We start from the raw sequence: 23693 nt of genomic DNA on the forward strand, positions 1-23693 counted from the left end.
ATGGACAAGAGCACAGCAGAACGTATCGCCAAACGCTTCGTCAGCCTGGCGCTGGAGCAGCGCCGGCAGATCCTCGACAAGATGCACGAGACTGGGCAGAGCTTCCGCCTGCTGCCCATCGCCGTGACCCGTCACGACAGCCCGCGCATCCCACTGTCGTACGCCCAGCAGCGCATGCTGTTCCTCTGGCAGTTGGAGCCGCACAGCAGTTTCTACAACGTGCCCACGGTCGTACGCCTGGACGGGCCGCTGAACCTGGCGGCGTTGACCCGCGCACTGGAGGCGCTGGTGCAGCGCCATGAAAGCCTGCGCACGCGCTTCGTCAGCGAGGACGGCGAGTACCACCAGCAGGTGCTGGATGACGCACCGCTGGACCTGCAGGTGATCGAACTGCAGCCGGTGATGGGTGAGGATCCCGAGCAGTGCCTGGCCCAGCATGTGCGTCAGGCGCTGGAGGCACCGTTCGATCTGCTCGAAGGGCCGCTGCTGCGGGTGCGCCTGCTGCGCGTGGCCGCTGACCAGCACGTGCTGGCCGTGTGCCTGCACCACATTGTCTCCGATGGCTGGTCCGGCGAGCTGATGGTGCAGGAGTTCGTGCAGCTCTACGAAGCCTTGTCCGAAGGACGTGACCCGCAACTGCCGGCGCTGACGGTGCAATACGCCGACTACGCGATCTGGCAGCGCGCCTGGCTGGAGGCCGGGGAGGGCGAGCGTCAGTTGCAGTACTGGCGCGAGCAACTGGGCGATGAGCATCCGTTGCTGGAGCTGCCGCTGGATCACGAGCGTCCGGCGCAGCCCAGCTACCGGGGCGCGACGCTGCGCTGCGACGTGCCCGCCGAGTTGACCGAGCGGCTCAAGGCCCAGGCGCGCGGCAACGGCCATACCCTGTTCATGCTGACCCTGGCGGCGCTGGCGGTGGTGCTGTCGCGCTACAGCGGTCAGGCCGATATCCGCATCGGTGCGCCCAATGCCGGGCGCAACCGCAAGGAAGTCGAGGGCCTGATCGGCTTCTTCATCAATACCCAGGTACTGCGTATACAAGTGGACGAGCGCCAGAGCGGCGCGGCCTTGCTGGAGCAGGTGCGCCAGGTGGTCAGTGGGGCGCAGTCGCACCAGGAATTGCCGTTCGAGCATCTGGTCGATGCTCTGGCGCCGGAGCGCAACCTGGGCCACAACCCGTTGTTCCAGGTCAAGCTCAATCAGAACCTGAGCGACGGCGAGGACGCCGCGCAATCGCGTCAGACCCTCGGCGAGTTGACCGTCAGCGGTTATCCGCTGGAGGGCCGCGATGCCCGCTTCGACCTGGCCTACGACTTCAGCGAGACGCCTGACGGGCTGCTCGGCTATTTCAACTACAGCACCGATCTGTTCGAGGTCGCGACCATCGAACGCCTGGCCGCCTCGCTGCGACGCGTGCTGCAAACCCTGGCCGATCACCCCCACGACGCGTTGCTGGCGCATCCCGATCACCAGGCGGTACAGCTCCCCGCCCCGCATCGAACCTGGCCCTGCGCCGACTTCCTGGCCCTGTGGCGCCAGGCCCTGGCGGCCGGTGACGAGCGTCCGGCGTTGCGCGAAGGCGAGGTGCAGATCAGCTATGGCGAGCTGGAGCGAAGGGCCAACCGCTTCGCCCATCACCTGAGCGAGCAGGGCATCGCCGCCGGCATGACCGTGGCGCTGTGCCAGGAACGGACGATCGATTGGGTGACCAGCCTGCTGGCCGTGCTCAAGCTGGGCGCCGCCTACCTGCCGCTGGACGGCCGCCAGCCGCCCGAGCGCTTGCAGCACCTGCTGCGCACCAGTGCGGCGCGTCTGCTGGTTCATGCACCGGGCGATGCCCAGGCAGCCGCCTTGGGCGTGTGTCCGGCGCTGGCGTTCGACGCGGCGCGCCATGAAGGCGGCAGCGAGCGACCGCCCGCCGTGTCGATTCTTCCCGGCCAGGCCGCCTACATCATCTACACCTCCGGTTCCACCGGGCAGCCCAAGGGCGTGGTGGTCAGCCACGGTGCCCTGGCCAACTACCTGCAAGGCGTGCTGCAACGCCTGGACCTGCCGACCGACGCCAGCCTGGCGATGGTCTCCACCGTGGCCGCCGACCTGGGGCACACGGTGCTGTTCGGGGCGCTGGCGAGCGGCCGTTTGCTGCACCTCATGGATCACGACCAAGGCTTCGATCCGGACGCCTTCGCGCGCTACATGGAACAGCATCAGGTCGATGTCCTGAAGATCGTGCCGAGCCACCTGCAAGGCCTGCTGCAGGCCACCGACCCGGCGCGGGTGCTGCCGCGTCAGGTGCTGATCCTGGGCGGCGAGGCCAGCAGTTGGGCCCTGGTCGAGCAGGTACAGCGGCTGCGGCCGGACTGCCGTATCGTCAACCACTACGGGCCGACCGAAACCACCGTCGGCATCCTCACTCACGAAGTGCGCGGGTCGGCCGACGCTTGGCGCAGCGTGCCCGTGGGGCAAACCCTGGACAACGGCCAGGCGCGGGTGCTGGACGCGTACCTGAACCCCTTGCCCGAACGGGTGGCTGGCGAGTTGTACCTGGGCGGCGAGGGCTTGGCCCAGGGCTATATCGGCCAGCCAGGATTGACCGCCGAACGCTTTGTGCCTGATCCGCAGGCGCGCCACGGTGAGCGTCTGTACCGTGCCGGTGACCGCGCCCGGGTGCAGGCGGGTGTGCTGGAGTACCTGGGGCGCAGTGACGACCAAGTGAAGATCCGCGGTTACCGGGTCGAGCCTGGCGAGATCGGCCAACTGTTGCGTCTCCAGCCAGGGGTGCAGGACGCCGTGGTGCTGGCCGTGCCCTTGGAAAGCGATGCCGAGCGCCTGCAACTGCTGGCCTGGGCAGTACCGGCATCCGGCGTCGAACTGCAGGCCGAGGCGCTGCGCGGGGCCTTGCAGGCGCGCTTGCCGGATTACATGGTGCCGGCGCAGATCCTGCTGCTCGAGCGCTTGCCGCTGACCGCCAACGGCAAGCTGGACAAGCGTGCGCTGCCCAGGCCCGATGCGGTTCAGCAGCGCTACACAGCGCCGGTGGGCGACATCGAACAGACCCTGGCGGCGATCTGGAGCGAGGTGCTCAAGCGCGAGCCGATCGGCAGCACCGACAACTTCTTCGAGCTGGGCGGCGACTCGATCCTGAGCTTGCAGATCATCGCCCGGGCCAAGCGCCAGGGTCTCAAGCTCAGCCCCAAGCAACTGTTCGAGCAGCAGACCATCGGTCAACTGGCGGCCGTGGCCAAGCGCATCGAGGCCAAGCCGGCGCCGGTGGCGCGTGAGGCGCTGGACGGTCGGGTGCCCTTGCTGCCCATTCAAGCGCGTTTCTTCGACACCGAGATTCCCCAGCGCCAGCACTGGAACCAGGCGGTGCTGTTGACCCCACGTCAGCCGCTGAGCGTGGCCCAGGTGCACACGGCGCTGGCTGCCGTGGTCGAGCAGCATGCGGCTTTGCGCCTGCGCTTTGTGCAGGACCAAGGGCGTTGGCACGGCGAGTACGCCAGCCTCGACCTGTCGCAGGTGCTGTGGCACCACCGCCTGGACGATCCGGCGCGCATCGCCGAACTGGCCGACGAGGCCCAGCGCAGCCTGGACCTCAAGCACGGCCCGCTGCTGCGGGCGGTGCTGATCGATCTGCCGCATGAGCAGCAGCGCCTGTTGCTGGTGATCCATCACCTGGTGGTGGACGGGGTGTCCTGGCGGGTACTGCTCGAAGACCTGCAAGCGGCCTGTCTGGCTGCGGCGGCTGGGCAGACGCTGTCGCTCCCGGCCAGCGGCAGTTCGCTCAAGGCCTGGTCCGAGCACCTGCAGGCCCATGCCCGCAGTCCGGCGTTGCAGGCCGAGCTGGCGTATTGGCAGGCGCAGTTGTGCGGCCTGTCCGACGATTTGCCCTGGGATGATGCCCAAGGGGGTCAGCAGCGCCGTCACGAGGTGTCGGTGCGCACCGAGCTGAGCGCTGAGCTGACCCGGCAATTGCTGCAGGACGCACCGGCGGCCTACCGCACGCAGGTCAACGACCTGTTGCTGACCGCCCTGGCGCGGGTCATCTGCCGCTGGACGGGCGAAGACCATGCGCTGATCCGCTTGGAAGGGCATGGCCGTGAAGACCTGTTCGACGACCTGGACATCACCCGCACGGTCGGCTGGTTCAGCAGCCTGTACCCGCTGAAACTGACCCCGGCCGAGGACATGGGCGCGGCGATCATGACGGTCAAGGAGCAACTGCGGGCAGTGCCGAACAAAGGCATCGGCTACGGCCTGCTGCGCTACCTGGGCGAGGCGCCTGCGCGCGAGAGCCTGAGCGCCTTGCCCCAGGGCAATATCGTGTTCAACTACCTGGGCCAGTTCGACGGCAGTTTCGACAGCCAGACCAGCCTGTTCGCACTCGCCGCCGAGGGCACCGGGCAAGGGCAGAGCGACGAGGCGCCGCTGGGCAGCGCCATCAGTATCGACGGCCAGGTGTATGCCGGGCGCCTGACCTTGGACTGGAGTTTCAGCCGCCAGCGCTTCGAGCCGGCGCGCATGCAGGCGCTCGCCGACGAATTCGGCCAGGTGCTGCGCGAGCTGATCGCCCATTGCGTGCGTCCCGAGGTGGCGGGCGTGACGCCTTCGGACTTCCCCCTGGCACACCTGACCCAGCCGCAGTTGTCGGCCTTGCCGATGCCGGCGCAGTCGATCGAGGACATCTACCCGTTGTCGCCCATGCAGCAGGGCATGCTGTTCCATAGTCTGGCTGGCGAGGCGGCGAGTCAGTATGTCAACCAGTTGCGCCTGAGCGTGCAGGGGTTGGACGTGCCACGCTTCATCGGCGCCTGGCAAGCGACGATCGACCAGCATCCGATCCTGCGCAGCAGCTTCATCAGCCAGTTCGACCGCGCCGTGCAAGTGGTGCAACGTGACCTGGCGCTGCCGGTGATCCAGTTGGATTGGCGTGACGAGGCGGATCAGGCGCGGCGCCTGCGCGAGTGGGCCGAGGCGGACCTGGCCGCGGGCTTCGACCTGGCCCGCGCACCGCTGCTGCGCCTGGCGCTGATCCGTACCGGCGAACAGCAGCTCCAGTTGGTGTTCACCAATCACCATATCCTGCTCGATGGCTGGAGCAGTTCACGGTTGTTCGGGGAAGTGCTGCAGCGCTATGCCGGGCACGCCCCGGCCACCTCGCCACGGCGCTATCGCGACTACATCCAGTGGCTGCAAGCGCAGGACGCCACGTTCAGCGAGCAGTTCTGGCGCGAACGCGTCGCCGGGCTGGACGAGCCGACCCGCTTGGCGCAGGTCCTCAAATGCGCGCGGCCCGCAGAGGGGCAGGGTGAGTGCAACGCGGTGCTCGATGCGCCGCGTACGCAGCGTCTGGCCGAATTCGCCCGCGAGCAGCGGGTGACCGTCAATACCCTGGTGCAGGCGGCGTGGCTGATGCTGTTGCAGCGCTACACCGGGCAGTCGAGCGTGGCCTTTGGGGCCACGGTCGCGGGGCGTCCGGCGGACCTCCCAGGTATCGAAGAACAGCTCGGGCTGTTCATCAACACCTTGCCTGTGGTCGCCCGTCCACGTCCTGAGCTGAGCGTGGCGGACTGGGTGCAGCAGGTGCAGGCGTTGAACCTGGCCTTGCGCGAGCACGAGCACACGCCGCTGTACGACATTCAGCGCTGGGCCGGTCGCAGCGGCGAGGCGTTGTTCGACAATATTCTGGTGTTCGAGAACTATCCGGTGTCCGAGGCGTTGCAGGAAGACGCGCCGCAAGGGCTGCTGTTTGGTGAGGTACAGACCCAGGAGCAGACCAACTATCCGCTGACCCTGGTCGCTCAAGTGGGCGACAAGCTGCTGGCCAGCTTCAAGTTCGACCGGGCGTGCTTCGATGAGGCGACTGTCAAGCAGGTGGCGGGGCATTTCCTCGAACTGCTGGAGGGGATGGCGCAGGGGCCGCAGCGGGTCTTGGGTGAGCTGGCGTTTGGCGGCGTGGTGGCGCAGGAGGTTGCGCGATTTGCGAGCACTGAGTCTATTCAGGGGCTGATCGAAGCCCAGGTGGCGCGGGCACCGCAGGCCATTGCGCTGACCTTTGCCGAGCAGTCGCTGAGCTACGACGGCTTGAACCGCCGTGCGAACCGCTTGGCGCACAAGCTGCGCGAGCAGGGCGTGGGGCCGGATGTGCTGGTGGGCCTGGCGGTGGAGCGCGGGATCGAGATGATCGTCGGGTTGCTGGCGATCCTCAAGGCGGGCGGGGCGTATGTGCCGTTGGACCCGGACTACCCGCAGGACCGTCTGAGCTACATGATCGAAGACAGTGGTATTGCGCTGCTGGTGACTCAACAGCATCTGCTGTCCGATCTGCCCGTGCCGGCTTCGGTGCGTAGTCTTGTGCTCGAGGCCGAGCTTGATGGCTACAGCGATGAAAATCCTGAGCACCTGACTCAGCCGGACAACTTGGCGTATGTGATCTATACCTCCGGTTCGACTGGCAAACCAAAGGGCACCTTGCTCCCGCATCACAACGTATTGCGCTTGTTCAAGGCGACCGAGAACTGGTTCTCCTTTGACCAGAATGATGTCTGGACCCTGTTCCACTCCTACGCCTTCGATTTCTCGGTCTGGGAAATTTTCGGCGCACTGCTGCACGGTGGGCGTCTGGTGATCGTGCCGCGTGAGGTGACGCGCTCTCCTGAAGACTTCCACCAGCTACTGGTAGATCAGGGCGTCACGGTGCTGAACCAGACGCCGTCGGCGTTCAAACCGTTGATGCGCGTCGCGTGTGAAAGTGCTTCCGACCTGGCCCTGCGGTCCGTCATCTTTGGCGGCGAAGCCCTGGATGTACCTGCCTTGCAGCCCTGGTTCGAGCGTTTCGGCAAAGACTGCGACAACCTGGTCAACATGTACGGCATCACTGAAACCACGGTGCACGTGACTTATCGCCCGATTCGTTTCGAAGACACGCATCAGAGCAGCAGCCCCATCGGCGCTGCGATTCCTGACTTGTCGATGTACGTATTGGACGCCGATTTCAACCCAGTGGCCCCAGGTTGCAGCGGCGAGTTGCACGTCGGCCATGCCGGTCTGGCACGCGGTTACCACAACCGGCCTTCGCTTACTGCCGAGCGCTTTGTACCCGATCCATTCTCTAGCGAGGGCGGTCGTCTGTACCGCACCGGCGATCTGGCCCGTTACCGCAGCCAGGCAGTGATCGAATACGTCGGGCGCATCGACCACCAAGTGAAGATCCGCGGTTTCCGCATCGAGCTGGGTGAAATCGAAGCCCGCCTGCATGCTCACGAGGCGGTGCGCGAAGTGCTGGTGCTGGACATCGACGGGGCCGGGGGCAAGCAACTTGCGGCTTATCTGATCGCGCAGGATGCGCAAGTCGATCACAGCGAACTGCGCGAAGCGCTCAAGCAACACCTCAAATCGCAACTGCCGGATTACATGGTGCCGACCCATTTCCTGGTGCTGAACGCCTGGCCGCTCACCGCCAACGGCAAACTGGACCGCAAGGCCCTGCCCAAACCAGATGCCAGCCAATTGCAAAAGGGCTATGCCGCCCCGCGTACGGCACTGGAACAGCAACTGGCTGAGATCTGGAGCGAAGTGCTCAACGTCGAACAGGTGGGTCTGCACGACAACTTCTTCGAGTTGGGCGGTCATTCGCTGCTGGTCATCACGCTGGTCAATAAGCTCAGGGCAACCTTCTCTGCCCAGATCAGACTGCACGAGTTCATGCTGATGCCAGACTTCGAAGCGCTGGCGAGCTTCATCGGCGGTGGCAACGATCGGTTGTCCTCGCCTGTGGTCGCCCTCAACGCCTGCACGTTGGACCGCCCCGCGTTGTTCTGCCTGCCACCCGGCGGCGGGGCTGCCTATGCCTACTACCCGCTGGCCAGGCGCCTGGCCGCGCAGCGTCCGGTGTACGGCGTGGTCAATAAAAGCTACGCCGTGCCGGGCTGGGTCGACCGCTCGTGGGAGGACATGGTGGGCTACTACGTCGAGCAGATTCGCGCCACCCAGGCGCAGGGGCCCTATCATCTGCTGGGATGGTCGCTGGGCGGCGCGCTGGCGTTGGAAGTGGCGCATCGTCTGGAGCAGATGGGGCAGCAGGTGGGCTTCGTCGGCTTGGTCGACAGCCTGCTGCCAGCGCACGTCAGCGGACTGCAGGACAGCGAGACCGACGTGGCCGAGCCTGTCGTACAAGCGGCGGACGAAAGCCTGCTGCGCGCCTTGCTGGCCTTCGCTCCAGGTGTTGGTGAAGCGCGCATCCTGGCGTTGATCGCCCAGGCGCAGGCGTTGCCGGACAACGTCGACCGCGCCGAGTGGGTGATCGAGCGCGTTGCGGCGCTGGGCGAGGTCAGCGCCGAGCAATTGCGCGAGGTCCATCGGAACGTGAACCTGCAACGCGACATTGTCGACGGTTTCGCGTTGCTCGAGCACAACTCGGCGCTCAGCGAAGCGTTCCGACTGCGGCCATTGCAGGTTCAGGTGGACTGCTGGTGGGCGAGCCAGAGCCGCAGTGCCGAGCGTGTGGCCAAAGGCGAGGCTGGATTGGTGACACAGGCGTCGATCAATGGACTGGCCAGTTCGACGGTGGTTGCCGATGGGCATGAGGGTATCGTCAACGCGGCCGAGTTCATGGATGGGGTCGTGGCCCGGCTGGCGCGGCAGCGCTGACGGGCTGGCGTTTGGCGGTCTCGGGTTTCAGCTTCGCTGCTGACATTGTCGGGACCGCTTTGCGGTCCAATCGCGACGCGAGGCCGCTTGTATGGTGATACTCGAAGGGGTGGGGTGGGACGAAAAGGCCGAATCTGACTGTCCACAAACAGTACAGACCGTGGGAGACCTCGCCCCACCCCTTCACCAAAGCGCCGATAAAGAATGCATCGTTTGCAAGCGACGATAGAAGCAAGCCAGCGCCTCTTGGTGAACCCCCTCCGAGCCCAAAAACCATACCGTGGGAGTTCAGGTCATGGCAATGCGAGTCGAGAAGTTCATCATTGGCGTCGATGTCGCCAAGGTCGAACTGGTCAGTTACTGCGAGGACACTGCTCAACAACACGCGTTTAAAAATACCAAGCCTGAGATCCGCAAATGGCTGGCACTTCAGCCTGCCAATACGGCCATCTGTGTTGAAGCCACCAACGTTTATCACCTGGACTTGGTGGAGATGGCTTACGAAGTGGGTTTTGCCGTCTATGTCGTCGATGGGTTCCAGCTGAGCAACTACCGAAAAGGAATTGGCGGGCGTGTCAAAACCGATGCGTCTGATGCCTGTCTACTCGCCCGTTTCCTTAATCGTGAGGGCAGTGCGCTTCGTCCTTGGACGCCCCCTCCAGCCGTCTACAGCAAGCTCCAGAGCCTTCTGCGACGCCGAGCAGCACTGGTGTCGGCACGCACCAGCCTGACCCAGAGCTGGGGAAACGAAGTGTCCCTCAAAGAAGCCTTCAAAAGTTTTGCCAAGCACTTTGCATCGCTTGATCTGCTGATTCAAAAGCGTTTGAAGACATTAGTGAGAGAGGCAGGGCTGAGCGAGCAGGTTGCCCGCTGCCAAGCAGTTGAAGGCATTGGTTTTCTAACGGCTGTCGCTTTGGTCACTGCCTTCATCCGTGGCGACTTTAAGCGAAGCGACTCCTTCATCGCTTTTCTGGGTATGGATCTGGAAGTTTCCGAATCAGGCCAGAAATGCGGACGCAGACGCTTGACCAAGCGCGGCTGCTCAGAAGTGCGCCGACTCTTGCACAACGCCGCCATGTCCGCTAGCAAAACCGAGGCCTGGAAGGAGGTCTATGAACATTATCGGAGTACAGGTAAGGCAACCACTCAGGCCCTGGTCATCCTGGCGCGAAAGCTGGCCAGAATTGCATTCGCCTTGATGAAGACTCAAGGCGAATACGTGAGCAAAGGCGGCAAAAAGCATTGCCCACAACCATAGAATCTCCCACAAATGCTGCGCTGGGTTCTGGACATCATGCGCTGCAGACGAACAACAAACGCATGATCATCCGGTGTCGCATACCTTGCCCAAGCGGTGAAGCGGGCTTGGACCCTGCAGGTTCACAGGCAAACAAAAACGCCCCCTCAAGAGGGGGCGTTGCGTTTGCGTCATTCAGCCGATCAGAAGTCGCCTCGCAGACTGAGCATGTAGCTGCGTGGGGTGCCGTAGGTGGTGCCACGGGTCCAGTAGCCCAGCGAGTCGAAGTACTTCTTGTCGAACAGGTTCTCGACGTCCACGCCCACGGTCCAGTGCTGGTCTATCTTGTAGGCGGCACGCGCATCGAAGATCGCTCGGCCGCTGTTGCGGGTTTCGTTTGCCGCGTCGTCGTAGGCGTTCTGCGCCGACATGCCGCCGCCGACGCTCCAACGGTTCCATTCGCCCGGCAGGGTGTAGTTGGTGTTCAAGCGCACCATGTGCTTGGGGTCTGCGCCGAGATCGGGCCGCCACCGGAGGAACTGGTTGTGTTGTAGGTATAGCCGGCCGCCACTTGCAGGCCTGGCAATACTTCACCGGTGGCTTCGGCTTCGAAGCCCTTGCTGCGGCTGATGCCGTCACCGTTGAGCCAGCAGCGTCCCGCCGGGTCGGTCGGGCAGTTGCCGCGGTTTTCGAAATCTTGAACGGCCTTGTCTTCCTGCTCGATGTAGAACACGGCGAAGGACACATTCAGGCGCTTGTCGAACAGTTCACCCTTGATGCCGGTTTCGTAGTTCGACCCGATCGATGGATCCAACACGCTGCCGGAGACCGTGCGGTACTGCGACTGTGGCAGGAAAATATCGGCATAGCTGGCGTACCAGGACCACTGATCGTTGAGGTCGTAGATCGCACCGACGAAGGGGGTGAATTCCTTGTCCTGGCGGCTGGTGGTGACCTTAGGGCCGTCCCAGGCTTCGTTCTTGTACCAGCTCAGGCGTCCGCCGAGCACGAAGCTGAGGGCTTCGGTGGCGTGCAGGCGCGTGCTCAGGTAAACGCCATAGCGGGTATCGATGGTGTCGTCGGCATAGTCCCAGCCCTGGCGTGCCAGCTCGGGGATGTTGTTGTGGCTGGGGTTGTAGACGTTCAGCGGGATGGGGTCGGGCAGTTCTTCCCTGCGGTCCTTGTCGTTCATCTTGCGCTTGGACCAGTTGGCGCCCAGGGTCACTTGATGGGACAGGCCGAAGGCCTCGAAGGTGCCGTCCAGATGGCCATCGACGGCGTCGGAGGTGACGTCGAACTTGTGGTAGCTGACGTCATTGACCACTGGCCCGCCGGGCGCACCGTACTCCAGCGTGTCGCCCGCATCCCATTCGATGGCGCTACGGTTGTAGCCGCCTTCGGAATGGGACATCGCCAGCTTGGCGCTCCAGTTGTCGTTGAAGTGATGGGTGAGGTCGGCGAACACTTCGTCGATGTTGGTCTGCAGCGTGGTCCAGTCCTGGCCCAGGTAGGTCGAGCGCTTGAGGTGCGGATTGCTGCCATCCGGGTTGTTGGGAATGCCCAGCACGCTGTAGCCGTTGGTACGCGAGGTCTGCCGGCGCAGGCCGACGGCCACGGTGGTGGCGTCGCTCAGGTCGCCTTCGAGAATGCCGTACAGCAGGGGCCGTTTGGACTTGGTGACATCGGTGAAATAGCCGCGGTCCTCGTAGGAGGCGACCATGCGGCCACGCAGGGTACCTTCAGGGTTGAGGCGGCCGCTGGCGTCCAGGTCCAGGCGGTAGTTGTCCCAGGAGCCGGCGCGGGTGATCACGGTGAAGCGCGGATCGGCGGTGGGGCGCTTGCGTACCAGGTTGACCGCGCCACCGGGATTGCCGGCGCCGACCAGCAGGCCGGAGGCGCCGCGCAGCACTTCGACACGGTCGAATATGGCCATGTCCGGGGACATCCAGCCGGTGTAGGCGTAAGCCTGACCAGGCACGCCGTCGATCATGTAGCTTTCGTCTTCGAGGTCGAAGCCGCGGGAGCTGAAGTGGTGGTTGCCATAGCCGCGGTTGGCGCGGGTGATGCCGGTGGTCTGGGCCATGACCTGGTCGAGCGAGACCAGGTTCTTGTCATCCATCAATTTACGGGTGACCACGGTCACCGACTGCGGCGTTTCGCGCAGGCTTTGCGCGGTCTTGCCGATGGTCACCGCGCCCGTCGTATAGGAATTGCTGCCCTCGGTGGTGGTGCCCAGGGTCTGCCCGGAAATGGTGGTGGCATCCAGGGTCATGGCTGCGCCGGATTCGGCTGCGCCACTGATGATCAGGGTGTTGCCCTGCACGCTGAAGCGAATCCCGCTGTTCCTGAGCAGCTCCCCAGCTGCTTGGGTAGGCGTGAAACGGCCTTTGACTGCGGTGCTGCGCACGCCCTGCACGCTTTCCGGGCTGAACAGCACCTGCAGGTTACCCTGGCGGCCCAGGGCCTGCAGGGCGCTGGAGAGCGATTGGGCAGGGATGTCGAAGTCCTGTTCCTGGGCCTGCACCTGGGCGGCCAGTGGCATCGACAGGGCCAGGCCCAAGACGGTCATCGCCGGAGCGCCACGCAACAGCTTGCGCAGCATCAGGGCTTTGCTCAGGGGGCTCAGTGTGGAGTGTGGTGTTGGCATTTTTTGTCGGCTCGATCCAAGGTACGCAAGTAAATGAAAATTATTCCGTTGCGAGTGAGACGCGTGCGCAGGCCGAAACCGGAAAGAAAAAGCCTTCCGGTCGCGATTTTTCTCTGCGACTGCTTTCGAGCAGGTGCGGATTCTGCGGGCGGCACTGGGAGAACGAGTCGAGCGCGGCGGAATTTAACCCAGGCGGGCGGCGCTGGCGCCGCCCCGAGGTCGGTCACGCAGGCAGGGCGGAGCGGGGATTGTGCTCGACCATGATCTGGCCGGCGTGCAGGCGGACCAGTTGGTCGGCGATGGGGAAGTAGCGGTCGTCGTGGGAGATGACGATGAGGGTCTTGCCCTGCTGTTTGAGCTCGGGCAGCAGCTCGGTGTAGAACACGCGGCGGAACGCTGGATCCTGGTCGGCGGCCCACTCGTCGAACACCAGCACCGGGCGTTGATCGAGCCAGGCGTTGATCAGCGCCAAGCGCTTGCGCTGGCCGGTGGACAGGTCGGTGGTGGTGAAGCTGCCGTCGCGGATGCTGACCTTGTGCGCGATGTCCAGGCGTTCCAGGTACTTGCTGGCCTCTGGCGGCAGTTCGGCCTGGCCGGGCAGCGGTTCGTCGAACAGGTAGTAGTCGGCGAAGATGGTGGTGAACAGTTGGCGATAGTCATCCAGACTTTGGGCTGTGACGGGCTCGCCATTGAGCCGCACTTCGCCCTGTTGCGGGGTGTAGAGACCCAGCAGCAGCTTGATCAGGGTGGTCTTGCCGCAACCGTTCTCGCCGACGATGAAGACGATGTCTCCCTGTTTGATGGTCAGGTCCACCGGGCCCAGGTGGAACGGCTGGCTGCCCTCTACCGGTGGGTAGTCGTAGCGCAGTTGGTGCAGCTCGATGGAGCGCACCTGGGTCTCGCTCGGGGTGCGGTCGCTGACCAGCAGGTGCGGCTCGGGCGAGGAGAAGCGGTGGGAGAGCTCGGCGATGCGGCGCAGGGCAATCTGCGCCCGGCTGATGGCGGGCAGATTGGTGATCAGTTGCTCCAGCGGGCCCTTCATGTAAAGCATGACCAGCACGAAGCCGCCGAGCACGCTGCGCTCGGTGCTGGGCCAGAACGCCTGGAAGGCGATGGCCACGCCGATCACGGCGAAGAACAGCATGGAGCCGAAGGTTTCGGCGCTGACGAAGATGTTGGCGGCGCGGATGTTGGCCTGGCAGATGCGTTCGGTGGCGCCATGGATCGCCTGGTCGTGCATGTGCTGGCGGCGACGGCGCTGGATACGCAGTTCCTTGGCGCCGCCGGACAGCGCCTGGTAATGCTTCTGCAGGTCGTCTTCAGCGTTGCGGGCCTTGAGGATGTTGTGCATGCCATAGCGGTGAGCGAGGAACTGCGCGCCGGTGCCGACCACGACGGTGAGCAGGGTGATCAGCAGGATCTGCCAGGACAGCAGGGCGAGGTAGGCCAGGCAGCCGAGGGTGACGGTGAAGGCGATGACCATCGGCGCCACGGACAGGGCGAAGGTGCTGAGGGTACTGACGTCGTTGAGCAGCACTGGGATCAGACGGTGTGCGCGGTAGCGCTCGAGCTGGGCGATGGGAGCGACCAACACCTTGGCCGAGAGCTCGCGGCGCAGCCTGGCTACCACGTTTTGGCCGACGTAGTTGGTCAGCAGGTTGGAGGCGGTCGAGCAGGCCAGGGTGAGCAGGCACAGGCCGGCGAACAGCACGGCGATGTCGGTGCCGGGGCCGGTTGCGGAATTCATGGCGCGGTTGATGGTCGCCAGCAGGGCGGTGACGCTCAGGCCGCTTATCACGCCTAGGGCGGCTGACAGGGCTACCAGTGACCAGAACGGCTTGAGAAGGCGCAGGGTTTCCTGGGCTAGGCTGGGGGGGTGGGGGTCATTGGGGGTCTCTTGGGTGAGCGTTCGTGCTGGGGGCTGCTGCGTTCTCCTTAGACGACTTTTTTGAGGGGGGATTTAGTTGGCTTGGGGATTTTTTGGGGTGGGGTGGGGTGGGGGACTGGTGGTTTGGGGCTTATCCGGAGGCTTTGGTGAGGCTTAGTCACCTTTTCGCCTTTACGGCGACCCCCTTTTTTTCTTGGAAAAAAGGGGGGCAAAAACCGCTTGCTCCCGCATACGGCCCCTTCGCTGCGCTGCGGGGTTCCCTCGCGCCGGTGGCACTCCGGGGGTACCGCGCTTAGGGGCCATCCATGGCCCCAAGCGCTTGACGGGCATCCATGCCCGTCAACCCCCTCCATGCCACCTCTGCTCGGCCTCCTGAGGTCGCGATGGGCGGCGTCTGCACGATTGCGCGCTTAGAAGCAGGGCGGTGGGGCAGATGTTCTGGAGCGCTGCGCGATCAAATCGCCGTTGCCGTTGCCGTTGCCGTTGCCGTTGCCGTTGCCGTTGCTTTTGATCTTAGTGCGCGGTAGCTCCAACACCGCCAACCGCGACCTCAGGAGGCCTCGCGACGTCGTTGCGCAGGGAGGTGACGGGCATGGATGCCCGTCAAGCGCTTGGGGCCAGGACGGCCCCTAAGCGCGGTCCTCCCGGAGCGACGCCGGCGCGAGGGAACCCCTGCGCGCAGCGCAGGGGCCGTATGCGGGAGCAAGCGGTTTTTGCCCCCCTTTTTTCCAAGAAAAAAAGGGGGTCGCCGTAAGGGCGAAAAGGTGACTAAGCCTCACCCCAAAATCCGGATATGCCCACATCGGCCCGCCCACAAAAACCTGATATTCCCCCCCAGCTCAAACCCACCCAACAACCCCCGCCCCACACTAAAAGCCTCCAACTCCACCTCGACAGCCTCGATGATCCGCTCAACATCCGCCGCCGCCATGACCGCCGTACAAGGAATCCCGGCAATGGCCAGCACCGTCTCCCCGGTAGCCCGATCGAACACCCGCGCGACCATGCTCCGCGGTGCATCCATGCTCGCCTCGAAACCCAAAGGATGAAAATGCCAGCGCATCACTTGGCAGGCATTGGGAAACGTCATCTTGTTCATGCCAACCTCCACGACCGGAAGCCCGAAAGCCCTGCCCAGGAGCGATTCATCCATCCACCCAGGCAGTCGGCAGACACTAAACATAGCAGCTGCCACACCAGTGTCCTCCCGCCACGATGACAATTCGAAGCCTGTGTGATCGACATCACCAACAGCCCGACAAGCAGCACGCCACAACAGCACGCCAACGCAGGTGTTCGCGACCGGGGCGCCCCCGCCCACCGCCAAGCTTCAGGCCACTTTCAGACCGACGGTCAACTCAGCAACCCGGCCGCAATGTTGATGGTGAACCCCAGAATCGCCGTGTTGAAGACGAACCCCACCAACGAGTGCCCCAGTACCACCCGCCGCATGGCCCGGCCGCCGACGCCCACATCGGAGGTCTGCACCGCCACGCTGATGGTGAATGCGAAATAGTGGAAGTCCCAGTAGTCCGGTCGCCGCTCGCCGTCGGCAAAGCGCAGCAGCGGTTGATCGCCGCTGTCGAGGTAGAACAGCCGCGCATAGTGCAGGCTGAAGATGCAGCCGATCAGCAACCACGAGCCAGCCACGGTGAAGCCGGTGTACAGGTAATGCATCATCTGCGCACTGCCATGCAGGTCGCGGCTGGCGGCCAGTTCCAAGGTCACCGCAGCCAGGCTGGCGATGGCGGCGATGGAGACGGTGAACAGCACCAGGCCCGCGTTCTCGTCTTCGACGTTGGCCACCCGCTGTACCGTGTCCGGCGTCGCCCGCCAGGTCAGCCAGAGCACCAGGATCAGGTACAGCCAGACCCCGACGTTCCAGCCGGCCAGGAAGCGTTGGGTCCAGTCGTCGGCGGGGATCAGCCAGGCGCCGAGCAGGCCGGCCAGGGTGCCGAGGGTCAGGCGAGGATGGGAACGGGTCAGACGATGAAAGGCCATGGATGCTCGATGGGCAGAAGGGGTGCTTGAAGGCTAGCTCGAGCTGAGACGATGCGCGATGCCAGGCGTTCACTTCGCCGCGTCAGGCAGCGCGTGGGGCGTGTACTTGGCCGTCGGCAGCGCCAACTCGCCGAACGCCTGACCGGCTTCGATGTAACGCAGCGCCGACTTGGCATCTTTCCAGCCCACGTAGCTCATCAACGCCTTGAGCTCCCAGCCGTTGCTCGTCGCCCATGTGGCGAAGCCGCGGCGCAACGAGTGCCCGGTGTACAGCGTCGCAGGCACTCCAGCGCGTTCGAGCATGCGCCGCAGCAGGCCGATCAGGCTGTTGCTGTGCAGCGCTGTTTCGCCCAAGTGACCCCAGCGGTCGAGCTTGCGAAACACCGGGCCTCGGGCAATACCGGCCACCTCGATCCACTGCAGGTAGGCCGCTACCGGGCACAGCGCTTTGAGTGCCGGGGTGCGGTAGTGCACCCCGAGGGCTTCGCGATCGCCCTTGCTGCGGGGCAGGAACAGCGTGATGCCAACCCCAGGCTCGGCCTGGATATGCTCGACCCGCAGACGCGCCAGTTCGTCGCCGCGAAAACCGCGCCAGAAACCGAGCAACAGCAAGGCGGCGTCGCGTCGGGCCCGCAGCAGCGCAGGCAGATCGTGCCGTGCCTGGGCCTGGCGGGCCTCGTCCTCGAAGCCATCCACCGCCGTCTGCAGGTGCTGCAGCAGCAAGGGCGCGGCTTGGCGTGGCAGTGTGGGGTGCAGGGTGCGGATGCCCCGCAGCACCTGCCGCACCAAAGGCGCCTTGGTCGGATCGGGAAAGCCTTGCGCCTGGTGCCATTGGCTCAGCGCAGCGAGGCGCTGGCGCAAGGTGCTGACGGCATGCTGGCCGGCGTAATCGGCCAAATAGCGGGCAATGCTGTCGGCGGTGGCGGGCAGGAAACCGCCCCAGTGCACCTCGAAATGCTCGACGGCGGCCTGATAGCTGCGGCGGGTATTGTCACGGGTGGCAGCGCGGACGTAGCGCTCGATGTCGGTCATGGCGGGGCAGGCTGTGGCGCAGTGATCGCGCCACCATAAACCAGCCCGGCAGACGGCGCCATTGGCCGCCTCGCAGCCTGGCCATCGACGACTAAAATATTCTCCAGCGTCGATAGCACTTTGATAGCGGTGCTGTGTCTTTAATGGCATGCTGCACCCCATCTCCAATAAGAAGCGCCAGCCCCCGTCATCCGGGGCCTGGGGCCGCCAGCCGACTGGCTTGCAGGATGCGTGCGTGCCCATCCCCCTCACTGTTCGCAAGGTATCCTCATGTTCGATCGCAAAGTCAAAGCTCAGCTGGCGGCCAGTGAAGCCGAGGTCAGGCGCCTGCGCCAAGTACTGGACCAACTGGAACAGGGCACCCTGGCCTTGCGCCTGGATGCCGAGCGCCGCATCGTCGCCTGCAACGATGCGTGCGCTGCTGCGCTCGGCCAGCCCAAGGAAAAGCTGATCGGACGCCCCCTGATCGACCTGGTGCCCAGCTACGTCACGACGCTGCCGTGCTATCGCCGTTTCAACGAGTCGGTCTCGCGTTTTCAGCCGGTGACCGATGACTACCGCTTCCATAACCTGCAAGGCGGTCTCATCTGGCTGCGCCTGACCTGGTTGCCGGTCCGCGATGCAGACGGGCAACTGGACCACATCCAAGGCTTTGGCAGCGACACCACGGTGCAGATCGAGAAGAACCGCGAAAACGGCGCGTTCGTCGATGCGTTGTTCCGCTCCACAGCGGTCATCCAGTTCGACCTGGCCGGCAACATCCTCACCGCCAACGAGCAGTTCCTCGGCGCCATGGGCTATTCGCTCGGTCAATTGGTCGGCCAGCATCATCGGATCTTCTGCAGCGCCGAGGAAGTCGCCTCGCCGGCCTACGCCGAGTTCTGGAAGACCCTCAACAGCGGGCGCTACGTCGCCGGACGCTTCCGGCGCCTGGACAGTCATGGCCAGGAGGTGTGGCTCGAAGCCAGCTACAACCCGGTGTACAACGCCGAGGGTCACATCATCCGGGTGATCAAGTACGCCTCGGTGGTCACCGACCAGGTGCGCAAGGAGCAGGAAATCCGCCGCGCCGCGGAAATGGCCCTCGATGTGTCGCGCACCACCGACGTCAGTGCCCGCGAAGGCGCGGCAGTGGTTCAAGAGGCGGTGAACACGATGCAGGCCGTGGCGGGGCAAATGCAGTCGGCGTCCACCACCATCGAGGCACTGGGCAAGCAGTCGGTGGTGATCAGTTCGATCGTGCAGACCATCGGCAGCATCGCCTCGCAGACCAACTTGCTGGCGCTCAACGCCGCCATCGAGGCCGCTCGCGCTGGCGAGCAGGGACGGGGCTTCGCCGTGGTGGCCGATGAAGTACGCCAGTTGGCCGCGCGGACCAGCAGCGCCACCGAGGAGATCGTCTCGGTGGTGGCGCGTAACCAGCAACTGGCCGACCAGGCCGTGATCGAGATCGAAAGCAGTCGCGAGCAGGCCAGTGCCGGCCTGGCCTTGGCCGGTCAGGCCGGCACTGCCATCAGCGGGATCCAGGATGGCGCGCGGCGGGTGGTGCAGGCGGTGGGCCAGGTGACCCACGACCTGCTGTAAGGCGCAGTCCTCAGTCGGGCGCGCGCCAGATCAATTCGTCGGTGTCGTAGCCGCGTTGGCGGGCCACCTCCAGCAACTGGTTGCGGGTGTTCTCGCTGACCGTCGGCGTGCGCGACAGCAGCCACAGGTACTCGCGGTTGGGGTGGCCGACCAGTGCCACGCGGTACTCGGGATCGTGGTACAGCACCCAGTACTGGCCCTTGGCAGTATCGGGCGCCAGCTTGCTGAACCAGTTGTCGAAGCGCACCCACAGCTTGTCAGTCTGACCGGGCTGTTGAAGCTGGGCGATGCCGGTCGCCTCCTGCCACTGGCCGTCTTTTTCGCGGCAGCGGTTGGTCACGTCGACTTGGCCGTCGCTGCGCAGGCGATAGTTGGCCTCCGACTGCACGCACTTGCGCTGGAAGAACATCGGCAGGCGCGCCAGCTCGTACCATTTGCCCTGGTACTGCTGCAGATCCACGGCCATGGTCTGCGGCGGCGGTTTGTCGTCCGGTGAACCCACGCAGCCGGCCAGGGCCAGGGTCAGGCAGGAAACCAGCAAAGTGGCGCGAATCGCCATGAGCAACCTCCAGGAAATTCATGATGTCGCTGTTTCGACGCCGCCGAGCCAGGAAAGTTGAATCGGTCAGCGGGCCTTCAGCGCTTGCTCCATCACCTGTTCGAGACCGGTGTAGGCCCCCGGGCCGATGACCACCAGCGCACTGGCATCCTGCGAGCGGACGAAGGCGGCCAGCGCCTGCGGGTCGGCAAGCATGGCCTGGCGGATCCGCGCTTTGAGTGCCGGACACAGGTGGGCGCTGAGCACATAGGGATCGTAGGGAATCGGCGCCGAGCGCCATAACACCTGGAAGGCTTCGGGCTTGAGTGCATGGCGCGCCAGGTAGGCATCGGCGCGTTCACTGGCCACGAACGCCGCGTCCACGCGTCCCTCGAGCAGGGCGTCCAATGCCTTGTCGTGGGTGCCGGCGTAGACCAAGGCCCCGAAGTAGTCGCGCAACGGGGTATTCACGCGACCGGCGAACTCGACGCTGGGCACCAGGCTGCCGGAGGTGCTGGCCGGATCGCTCAAGGCCACCCGTTTGCCGCGCAACTGCGCGAACTGCGCAGGCCCGTCCGCACGGGTCAACAGCAGCGACTGATACTGGCTGCCGGCCGCTGTGTACGGTCCGGCTTTGAGGGCGAAGGTGGCGAAGGCCTCAACGCGCGGATCGCGTCTGTGCGCCAGCACGTAGGCGGCGGGCCCCAGCCGGGCGAGGTCGGCGCCGCCGGAGACGATGGCATCGACCACCGCCTCATAGGACGACGCCACCACCAACTCCACCGGCAGCCCGGTGACCTCGCTCAAATGCTGCAGCAACGGCTGGTGCTGTTCGAGCATGAGCTCGGCGCTGTACATCGGAATCACTGCCAGGCGCAGTGTCCGCTCCGCGCAGTCGGCCAGCAGCGTGACCGGGAGCAACAGCAGTGCCAGCAGGGTGAGGGCTCTGAGGATACGCATCAGGCCACCTGCACGGTGCTGAAAGGGGGGTAGTCGCGAAGTTGCGCGGCCGACAGCGGACGGCTGAAGTGATAGCCCTGGGCGATGTCGCAGCCGGCCAGTTTCAGGTACAGCACCTGCTCGCGGGTTTCCACGCCTTCGGCCACCACCTCCAGCCCCAGGCGCTTGGCCAGGATGATCGTCGAGGAAACGATGGGGCTGTCGTCATGGCTGTTGCACAACGGGGCGATCAGCGAGCGGTCGATTTTCAGCTTCGACAGCGGCAACGCCTGCAGGTGGGCGAAACCGGCGTAGCCGCGCCCGAAATCGTCGAGGCTGATGCCGATGCCTGCCGTGCGCAGGCGGTGCAGGTGCTCCAGTGCCGTGCCTTCAGGGTCGAGGATGGTGGTCTCGGTGATCTCCAGTTCCAGGTGGCGATTGTCGATGCCGTACGCAGTCAACAGCGCCAGCAGGCGCTCGCTGAAATCGGCCTGGCGCAGTTGCAGTGCCGAGACGTTCACCGCCAAGGGGGTCTCGCGACCCTCGGCGTGCCAGCGAGCCAGTTCTTCGCAGGCCAGGCGCAGTACCTCCCAGCCGAGTTCGACGATGAAGCCGCTGCGCTCGGCCATGCCGATGAAGCGGTCCGGGTAGAGCAGCCCGAATTCCGGATGGTCCCAGCGCACCAGCGCCTCGTAACCCTGCACCTGCAAGGTGTCCAGGCGCACCTGCGGTTGGTAGTGGAGCACGAACTGGCGTTCGGCCAGGGCACTGCCCAAGGCTTGTTCGAGGGTGAAGGCCTGGATGTCGGGCAGGTTCAGCGACGGGTCGAAGAAGCGGTACTGGGCGCGGCCGGCCTGCTTGGCCGAATACATCGCCGCGTCCGCGCAGCGGATCAGGCTGTCGACCTCCTGGCTGTCACGCGGGGCGATGCTGACGCCGATGCTCGGGCTGGTATTGACCTCCTTGCCATCCAGGGCATAAGTGGCCGAGAGCTTGGCCACCAGCGCCCGCACCCAGGCATCGATTTGTTCTTCGCTGCGGTTGCCGGCCAGCAGCACCACGAACTCGTCGCCGCCAAAGCGCGACGCTTCGTCTTCTGGCTCCAGCAGGCGCTGGATACGCCCGGCCACCGCCTGCAGCAGCAGGTCGCCGATCTTGTGGCCCAGTGAATCGTTGATCGACTTGAAGCGGTCCATGTCGATGAACAGCACCGCCGTCAGGCGCCTGCGCCCGCGCTGGCGGGCCAGTGCCTGGGCCGCCACTTCGACGAACTGGCGACGGTTGTGCAGACCGCTGAGGTGGTCGGTGGCGGCGGCATGGCTGCTGCGCCGGTGGGCCTCTTCCAGGCGGCCGATCAATTCCTGGTTCACCTGTTGCGCCTGTTCCAGTTCGGTAAAGGCGTCCTGGCGCTTGCGCAGCAGGCGCAGCCCCCAGGCCAGGCCGCCGAGGATCAGCACGCTCATGCACAGGTTCAGCCAGAACTGGCGCTGGTAGGCGAGGGTGGTCGGGGCGAGGATCTCGTCCTGGCGCTGGCTCACCACGACGCTGAAACCGCGCTCGGCCACGCGCCGGTACAGGCTCTGGAAGCTGCCCTCGTAGCTGTACTGGGTGAACTGGCCGGATTCGCCTTCGCTATCGGGCAACTCCGGCGCCAGGGTTTCGCCGGCTACCACCACGCCGCTGCCGTCGATGCGCACCCGCTCGCGGCCATCGGCCTGGAGCAGGCGCAGCATGCCGCTGCGGCCCAGGTCGATGTGCTGGAACAGCATCGCCAGGTAGCCGACGTCCAATTGCACCACCAGGACGCTGTCGACTTCCCGGCCACGCAGGTCGGTCAGCGGCAGCAGAAAAGGCAGTCGCCAGTTGGGCAGGGTGGGTGTCGTCGCGTGTGCTGGCGTGCTGGGCATGAACGGCTTGAAGCCATGGCGCGACACGTGCTGGCGAAGTTGGTCGAGCCAGTCGTCCGACAGCCGTGGCGCTTCGTCGCTGTGACTGGCGGCGACCAGACGGCCCTGGCGGTCGTACAGGCTCATGCGCTTGAACACCGGATCTTCGGCCAACAGCCGCGCCAGGCTCAGGCTGCCTTGGCGCGCGCCGAGCAGGTCGTTGCGGCTGACCCGACTCACCGCTTGGGCACGGTCGACCAGTTGGCGCAGACTCTCGCCGACGATGTTGGCCAGGTTCAGGTGCTCGGCCGCCTTGGCGGCCAAGGCGTCGTGCCGGGCGGCGGCCTTTTGAGCCACGTGCAGCCCCCACACAAACGCCAGGATGACACCGCACAAAATCAGCAGCAGCAGGGGCAGCAGCCCAGCAGGCGAGAGGTAAGGGCGCTTCACTTCATCCGAGTTCCAAGGGGCTGGGAGGCTCGAAAATAAGTCAGGCAGATGACAGGAGAATGACTGATGGCAAAGTGCCTTGCCTGTTTTCAGTCGCTCGCTCTGAGGAAACGGCCTACCTCGTGGCAGGAAGGAAGTATGGCCCCGTTAGGAAATGCTTGGCTCCGACTGTCCAGGGGACTGAACAGAATCATCCCCGGCCATAGCGGCCTTAGGTTTCTAATGACTCAGGAGCTCTTCAATGTTTACAAACAAAGCCCGGCAGGTTATGCCATTGATCCTGCTGACCCTGGCGACGTTGCAGGGTTGCGCCAGCATCGCCGGCGATTCGAGCTACCCCGTCGCCGTCTCGACTACGCCGCCGGGCGCCACCTTCGAAGTGGCCGACAAACGGGGCAAGGTCGTCCACCAGGGTCAGACGCCAGCGGTGGTGGTTCTACCCTCTTCGGACGGCTACTTCAAAGGCCAGACCTACACCCTCACGTTCCGCCGCGAAGGGTTCACCGACCATACGGTCGAGCTCGATTCGAAGATCAGCGGTTGGTATTGGGGCAATATTCTGCTGGGCGGCGTCATCGGCATGTTGGTCGTCGATCCACTTACTGGCGCGATGTACAAGCTTCCTGATGACGTGAAGGTAAAGCTGGACGCGTCGCGGGCCGCGCAGGCTTCGGCGGCCTCGTCTGCCGACCTGCGTGTTGCCTCGATCGAAGACCTCACCCCCGCGCAACGCGAGCGGCTCGTCCCGCTGCACTGACGTAGCCACACACGATCGCCGCCGGGCTGTGCCCAGGCGATCGTTCCCACCCCCTTAGCAAGGTCTTGCAACGGCAGCACGCGTT

General features: G+C 64.8%; 12 protein-coding genes and 1 pseudogene. 4 read left to right on the top strand and 9 right to left on the bottom strand.

Going from position 1 to position 23693, the window contains the following annotated elements:
- Positions 1–8649 (top strand): amino acid adenylation domain-containing protein, encoded by an 8649-nt coding sequence (locus GKC70_RS10855; RefSeq protein ID WP_342651312.1) that lies wholly within the window; start codon positions 1–3, stop codon positions 8647–8649.
- A gap of 295 nt (positions 8650–8944) precedes the next feature.
- Positions 8945–9907, top strand: a complete 963-nt coding sequence (locus GKC70_RS10860) for a transposase (protein ID WP_342649421.1) — start codon at positions 8945–8947, stop codon at positions 9905–9907.
- 182 nt (positions 9908–10089) lie between these two features.
- Here the strand turns inward: GKC70_RS10860 and GKC70_RS10865 are convergent, their stop codons facing one another.
- The 6 genes and pseudogenes from GKC70_RS10865 to GKC70_RS10890 all read right to left on the bottom strand — a co-directional run bounded on the left by GKC70_RS10865 (position 10090) and on the right by GKC70_RS10890 (position 17454).
- On the bottom strand, positions 10090–10383 hold the full coding sequence (locus GKC70_RS10865; RefSeq protein ID WP_342651313.1) for a TonB-dependent receptor: 294 nt from the start codon (positions 10381–10383) through the stop codon (positions 10090–10092).
- Complete coding sequence (locus GKC70_RS10870) at positions 10371–12533, bottom strand: TonB-dependent siderophore receptor (protein WP_342651314.1); 2163 nt, start codon at positions 12531–12533, stop codon at positions 10371–10373. The genes GKC70_RS10865 and GKC70_RS10870 overlap by 13 nt, the downstream gene beginning before the upstream one ends.
- 223 nt (positions 12534–12756) lie before the next feature.
- The gene (locus tag GKC70_RS10875; protein WP_342651504.1) at positions 12757–14385 is read right to left on the bottom strand and encodes a cyclic peptide export ABC transporter; all 1629 of its coding nucleotides are present in this window, start codon (positions 14383–14385) and stop codon (positions 12757–12759) included.
- A gap of 907 nt (positions 14386–15292) precedes the next feature.
- Positions 15293–15520, bottom strand: a pseudogene (locus tag GKC70_RS10880) (DUF1652 domain-containing protein); the annotation flags it as partial.
- A 254-nt stretch (positions 15521–15774) separates the two neighbouring features.
- Positions 15775–16422, bottom strand: coding sequence for a DUF1345 domain-containing protein (locus tag GKC70_RS10885; RefSeq protein WP_039578237.1), 648 nt, complete (start codon positions 16420–16422; stop codon positions 15775–15777).
- Positions 16423–16491: 69 nt separating this feature from the next.
- Positions 16492–17454 (bottom strand): site-specific integrase, encoded by a 963-nt coding sequence (locus tag GKC70_RS10890; RefSeq protein ID WP_342651315.1) that lies wholly within the window; start codon positions 17452–17454, stop codon positions 16492–16494.
- A gap of 270 nt (positions 17455–17724) precedes the next feature.
- Between GKC70_RS10890 and GKC70_RS10895 the strand changes: the two genes are divergently transcribed.
- Entirely contained in the window at positions 17725–19038 is a 1314-nt protein-coding gene (locus GKC70_RS10895) for a methyl-accepting chemotaxis protein (RefSeq protein WP_342651316.1), read from the top strand.
- A gap of 10 nt (positions 19039–19048) precedes the next feature.
- Here the strand turns inward: GKC70_RS10895 and GKC70_RS10900 are convergent, their stop codons facing one another.
- The 3 genes from GKC70_RS10900 to GKC70_RS10910 form a co-directional block, all read right to left on the bottom strand.
- A complete protein-coding gene (locus GKC70_RS10900; protein WP_304485448.1) occupies positions 19049–19597 on the bottom strand; it encodes a lipocalin family protein in 549 nt (182 codons plus the stop codon).
- Positions 19598–19663: 66 nt separating this feature from the next.
- Complete coding sequence (locus GKC70_RS10905; RefSeq protein WP_342651317.1) at positions 19664–20536, bottom strand: phosphate/phosphite/phosphonate ABC transporter substrate-binding protein; 873 nt, start codon at positions 20534–20536, stop codon at positions 19664–19666.
- Positions 20536–22851 (bottom strand): EAL domain-containing protein, encoded by a 2316-nt coding sequence (locus GKC70_RS10910; RefSeq protein ID WP_342651318.1) that lies wholly within the window; start codon positions 22849–22851, stop codon positions 20536–20538. The genes GKC70_RS10905 and GKC70_RS10910 overlap by 1 nt, the downstream gene beginning before the upstream one ends.
- A gap of 274 nt (positions 22852–23125) precedes the next feature.
- On the opposite strand from GKC70_RS10910, the gene GKC70_RS10915 reads away from it, so the two are divergent.
- On the top strand, positions 23126–23608 hold the full coding sequence (locus tag GKC70_RS10915; protein ID WP_342651319.1) for a hypothetical protein: 483 nt from the start codon (positions 23126–23128) through the stop codon (positions 23606–23608).
- The last annotated feature ends 85 nt before the right edge of the window (positions 23609–23693 follow it).

The organism is Pseudomonas sp. REB1044, from assembly GCF_038813925.1.
In the GTDB taxonomy this organism is placed as follows: domain Bacteria; phylum Pseudomonadota; class Gammaproteobacteria; order Pseudomonadales; family Pseudomonadaceae; genus Aquipseudomonas; species Aquipseudomonas boreofloridensis.

Bases quoted from the DNA above. Each gene is read 5' to 3' on its own strand.
- GKC70_RS10855 (WP_342651312.1), top strand. From the start codon at position 1: ATGGACAAGAGCACAGCAGAACGTATCGCCAAACGCTTCGTCAGCCTG.
- GKC70_RS10860 (WP_342649421.1), top strand. From the start codon at position 8,945: ATGGCAATGCGAGTCGAGAAGTTCATCATTGGCGTCGATGTCGCCAAG.
- GKC70_RS10865 (WP_342651313.1), bottom strand. From the start codon at position 10,383: ATGGTGCGCTTGAACACCAACTACACCCTGCCGGGCGAATGGAACCGT.
- GKC70_RS10870 (WP_342651314.1), bottom strand. From the start codon at position 12,533: ATGCCAACACCACACTCCACACTGAGCCCCCTGAGCAAAGCCCTGATG.
- GKC70_RS10885 (WP_039578237.1), bottom strand. From the start codon at position 16,422: ATGGCCTTTCATCGTCTGACCCGTTCCCATCCTCGCCTGACCCTCGGC.
- GKC70_RS10890 (WP_342651315.1), bottom strand. From the start codon at position 17,454: ATGACCGACATCGAGCGCTACGTCCGCGCTGCCACCCGTGACAATACC.
- GKC70_RS10895 (WP_342651316.1), top strand. From the start codon at position 17,725: ATGTTCGATCGCAAAGTCAAAGCTCAGCTGGCGGCCAGTGAAGCCGAG.
- GKC70_RS10900 (WP_304485448.1), bottom strand. From the start codon at position 19,597: ATGGCGATTCGCGCCACTTTGCTGGTTTCCTGCCTGACCCTGGCCCTG.
- GKC70_RS10905 (WP_342651317.1), bottom strand. From the start codon at position 20,536: ATGCGTATCCTCAGAGCCCTCACCCTGCTGGCACTGCTGTTGCTCCCG.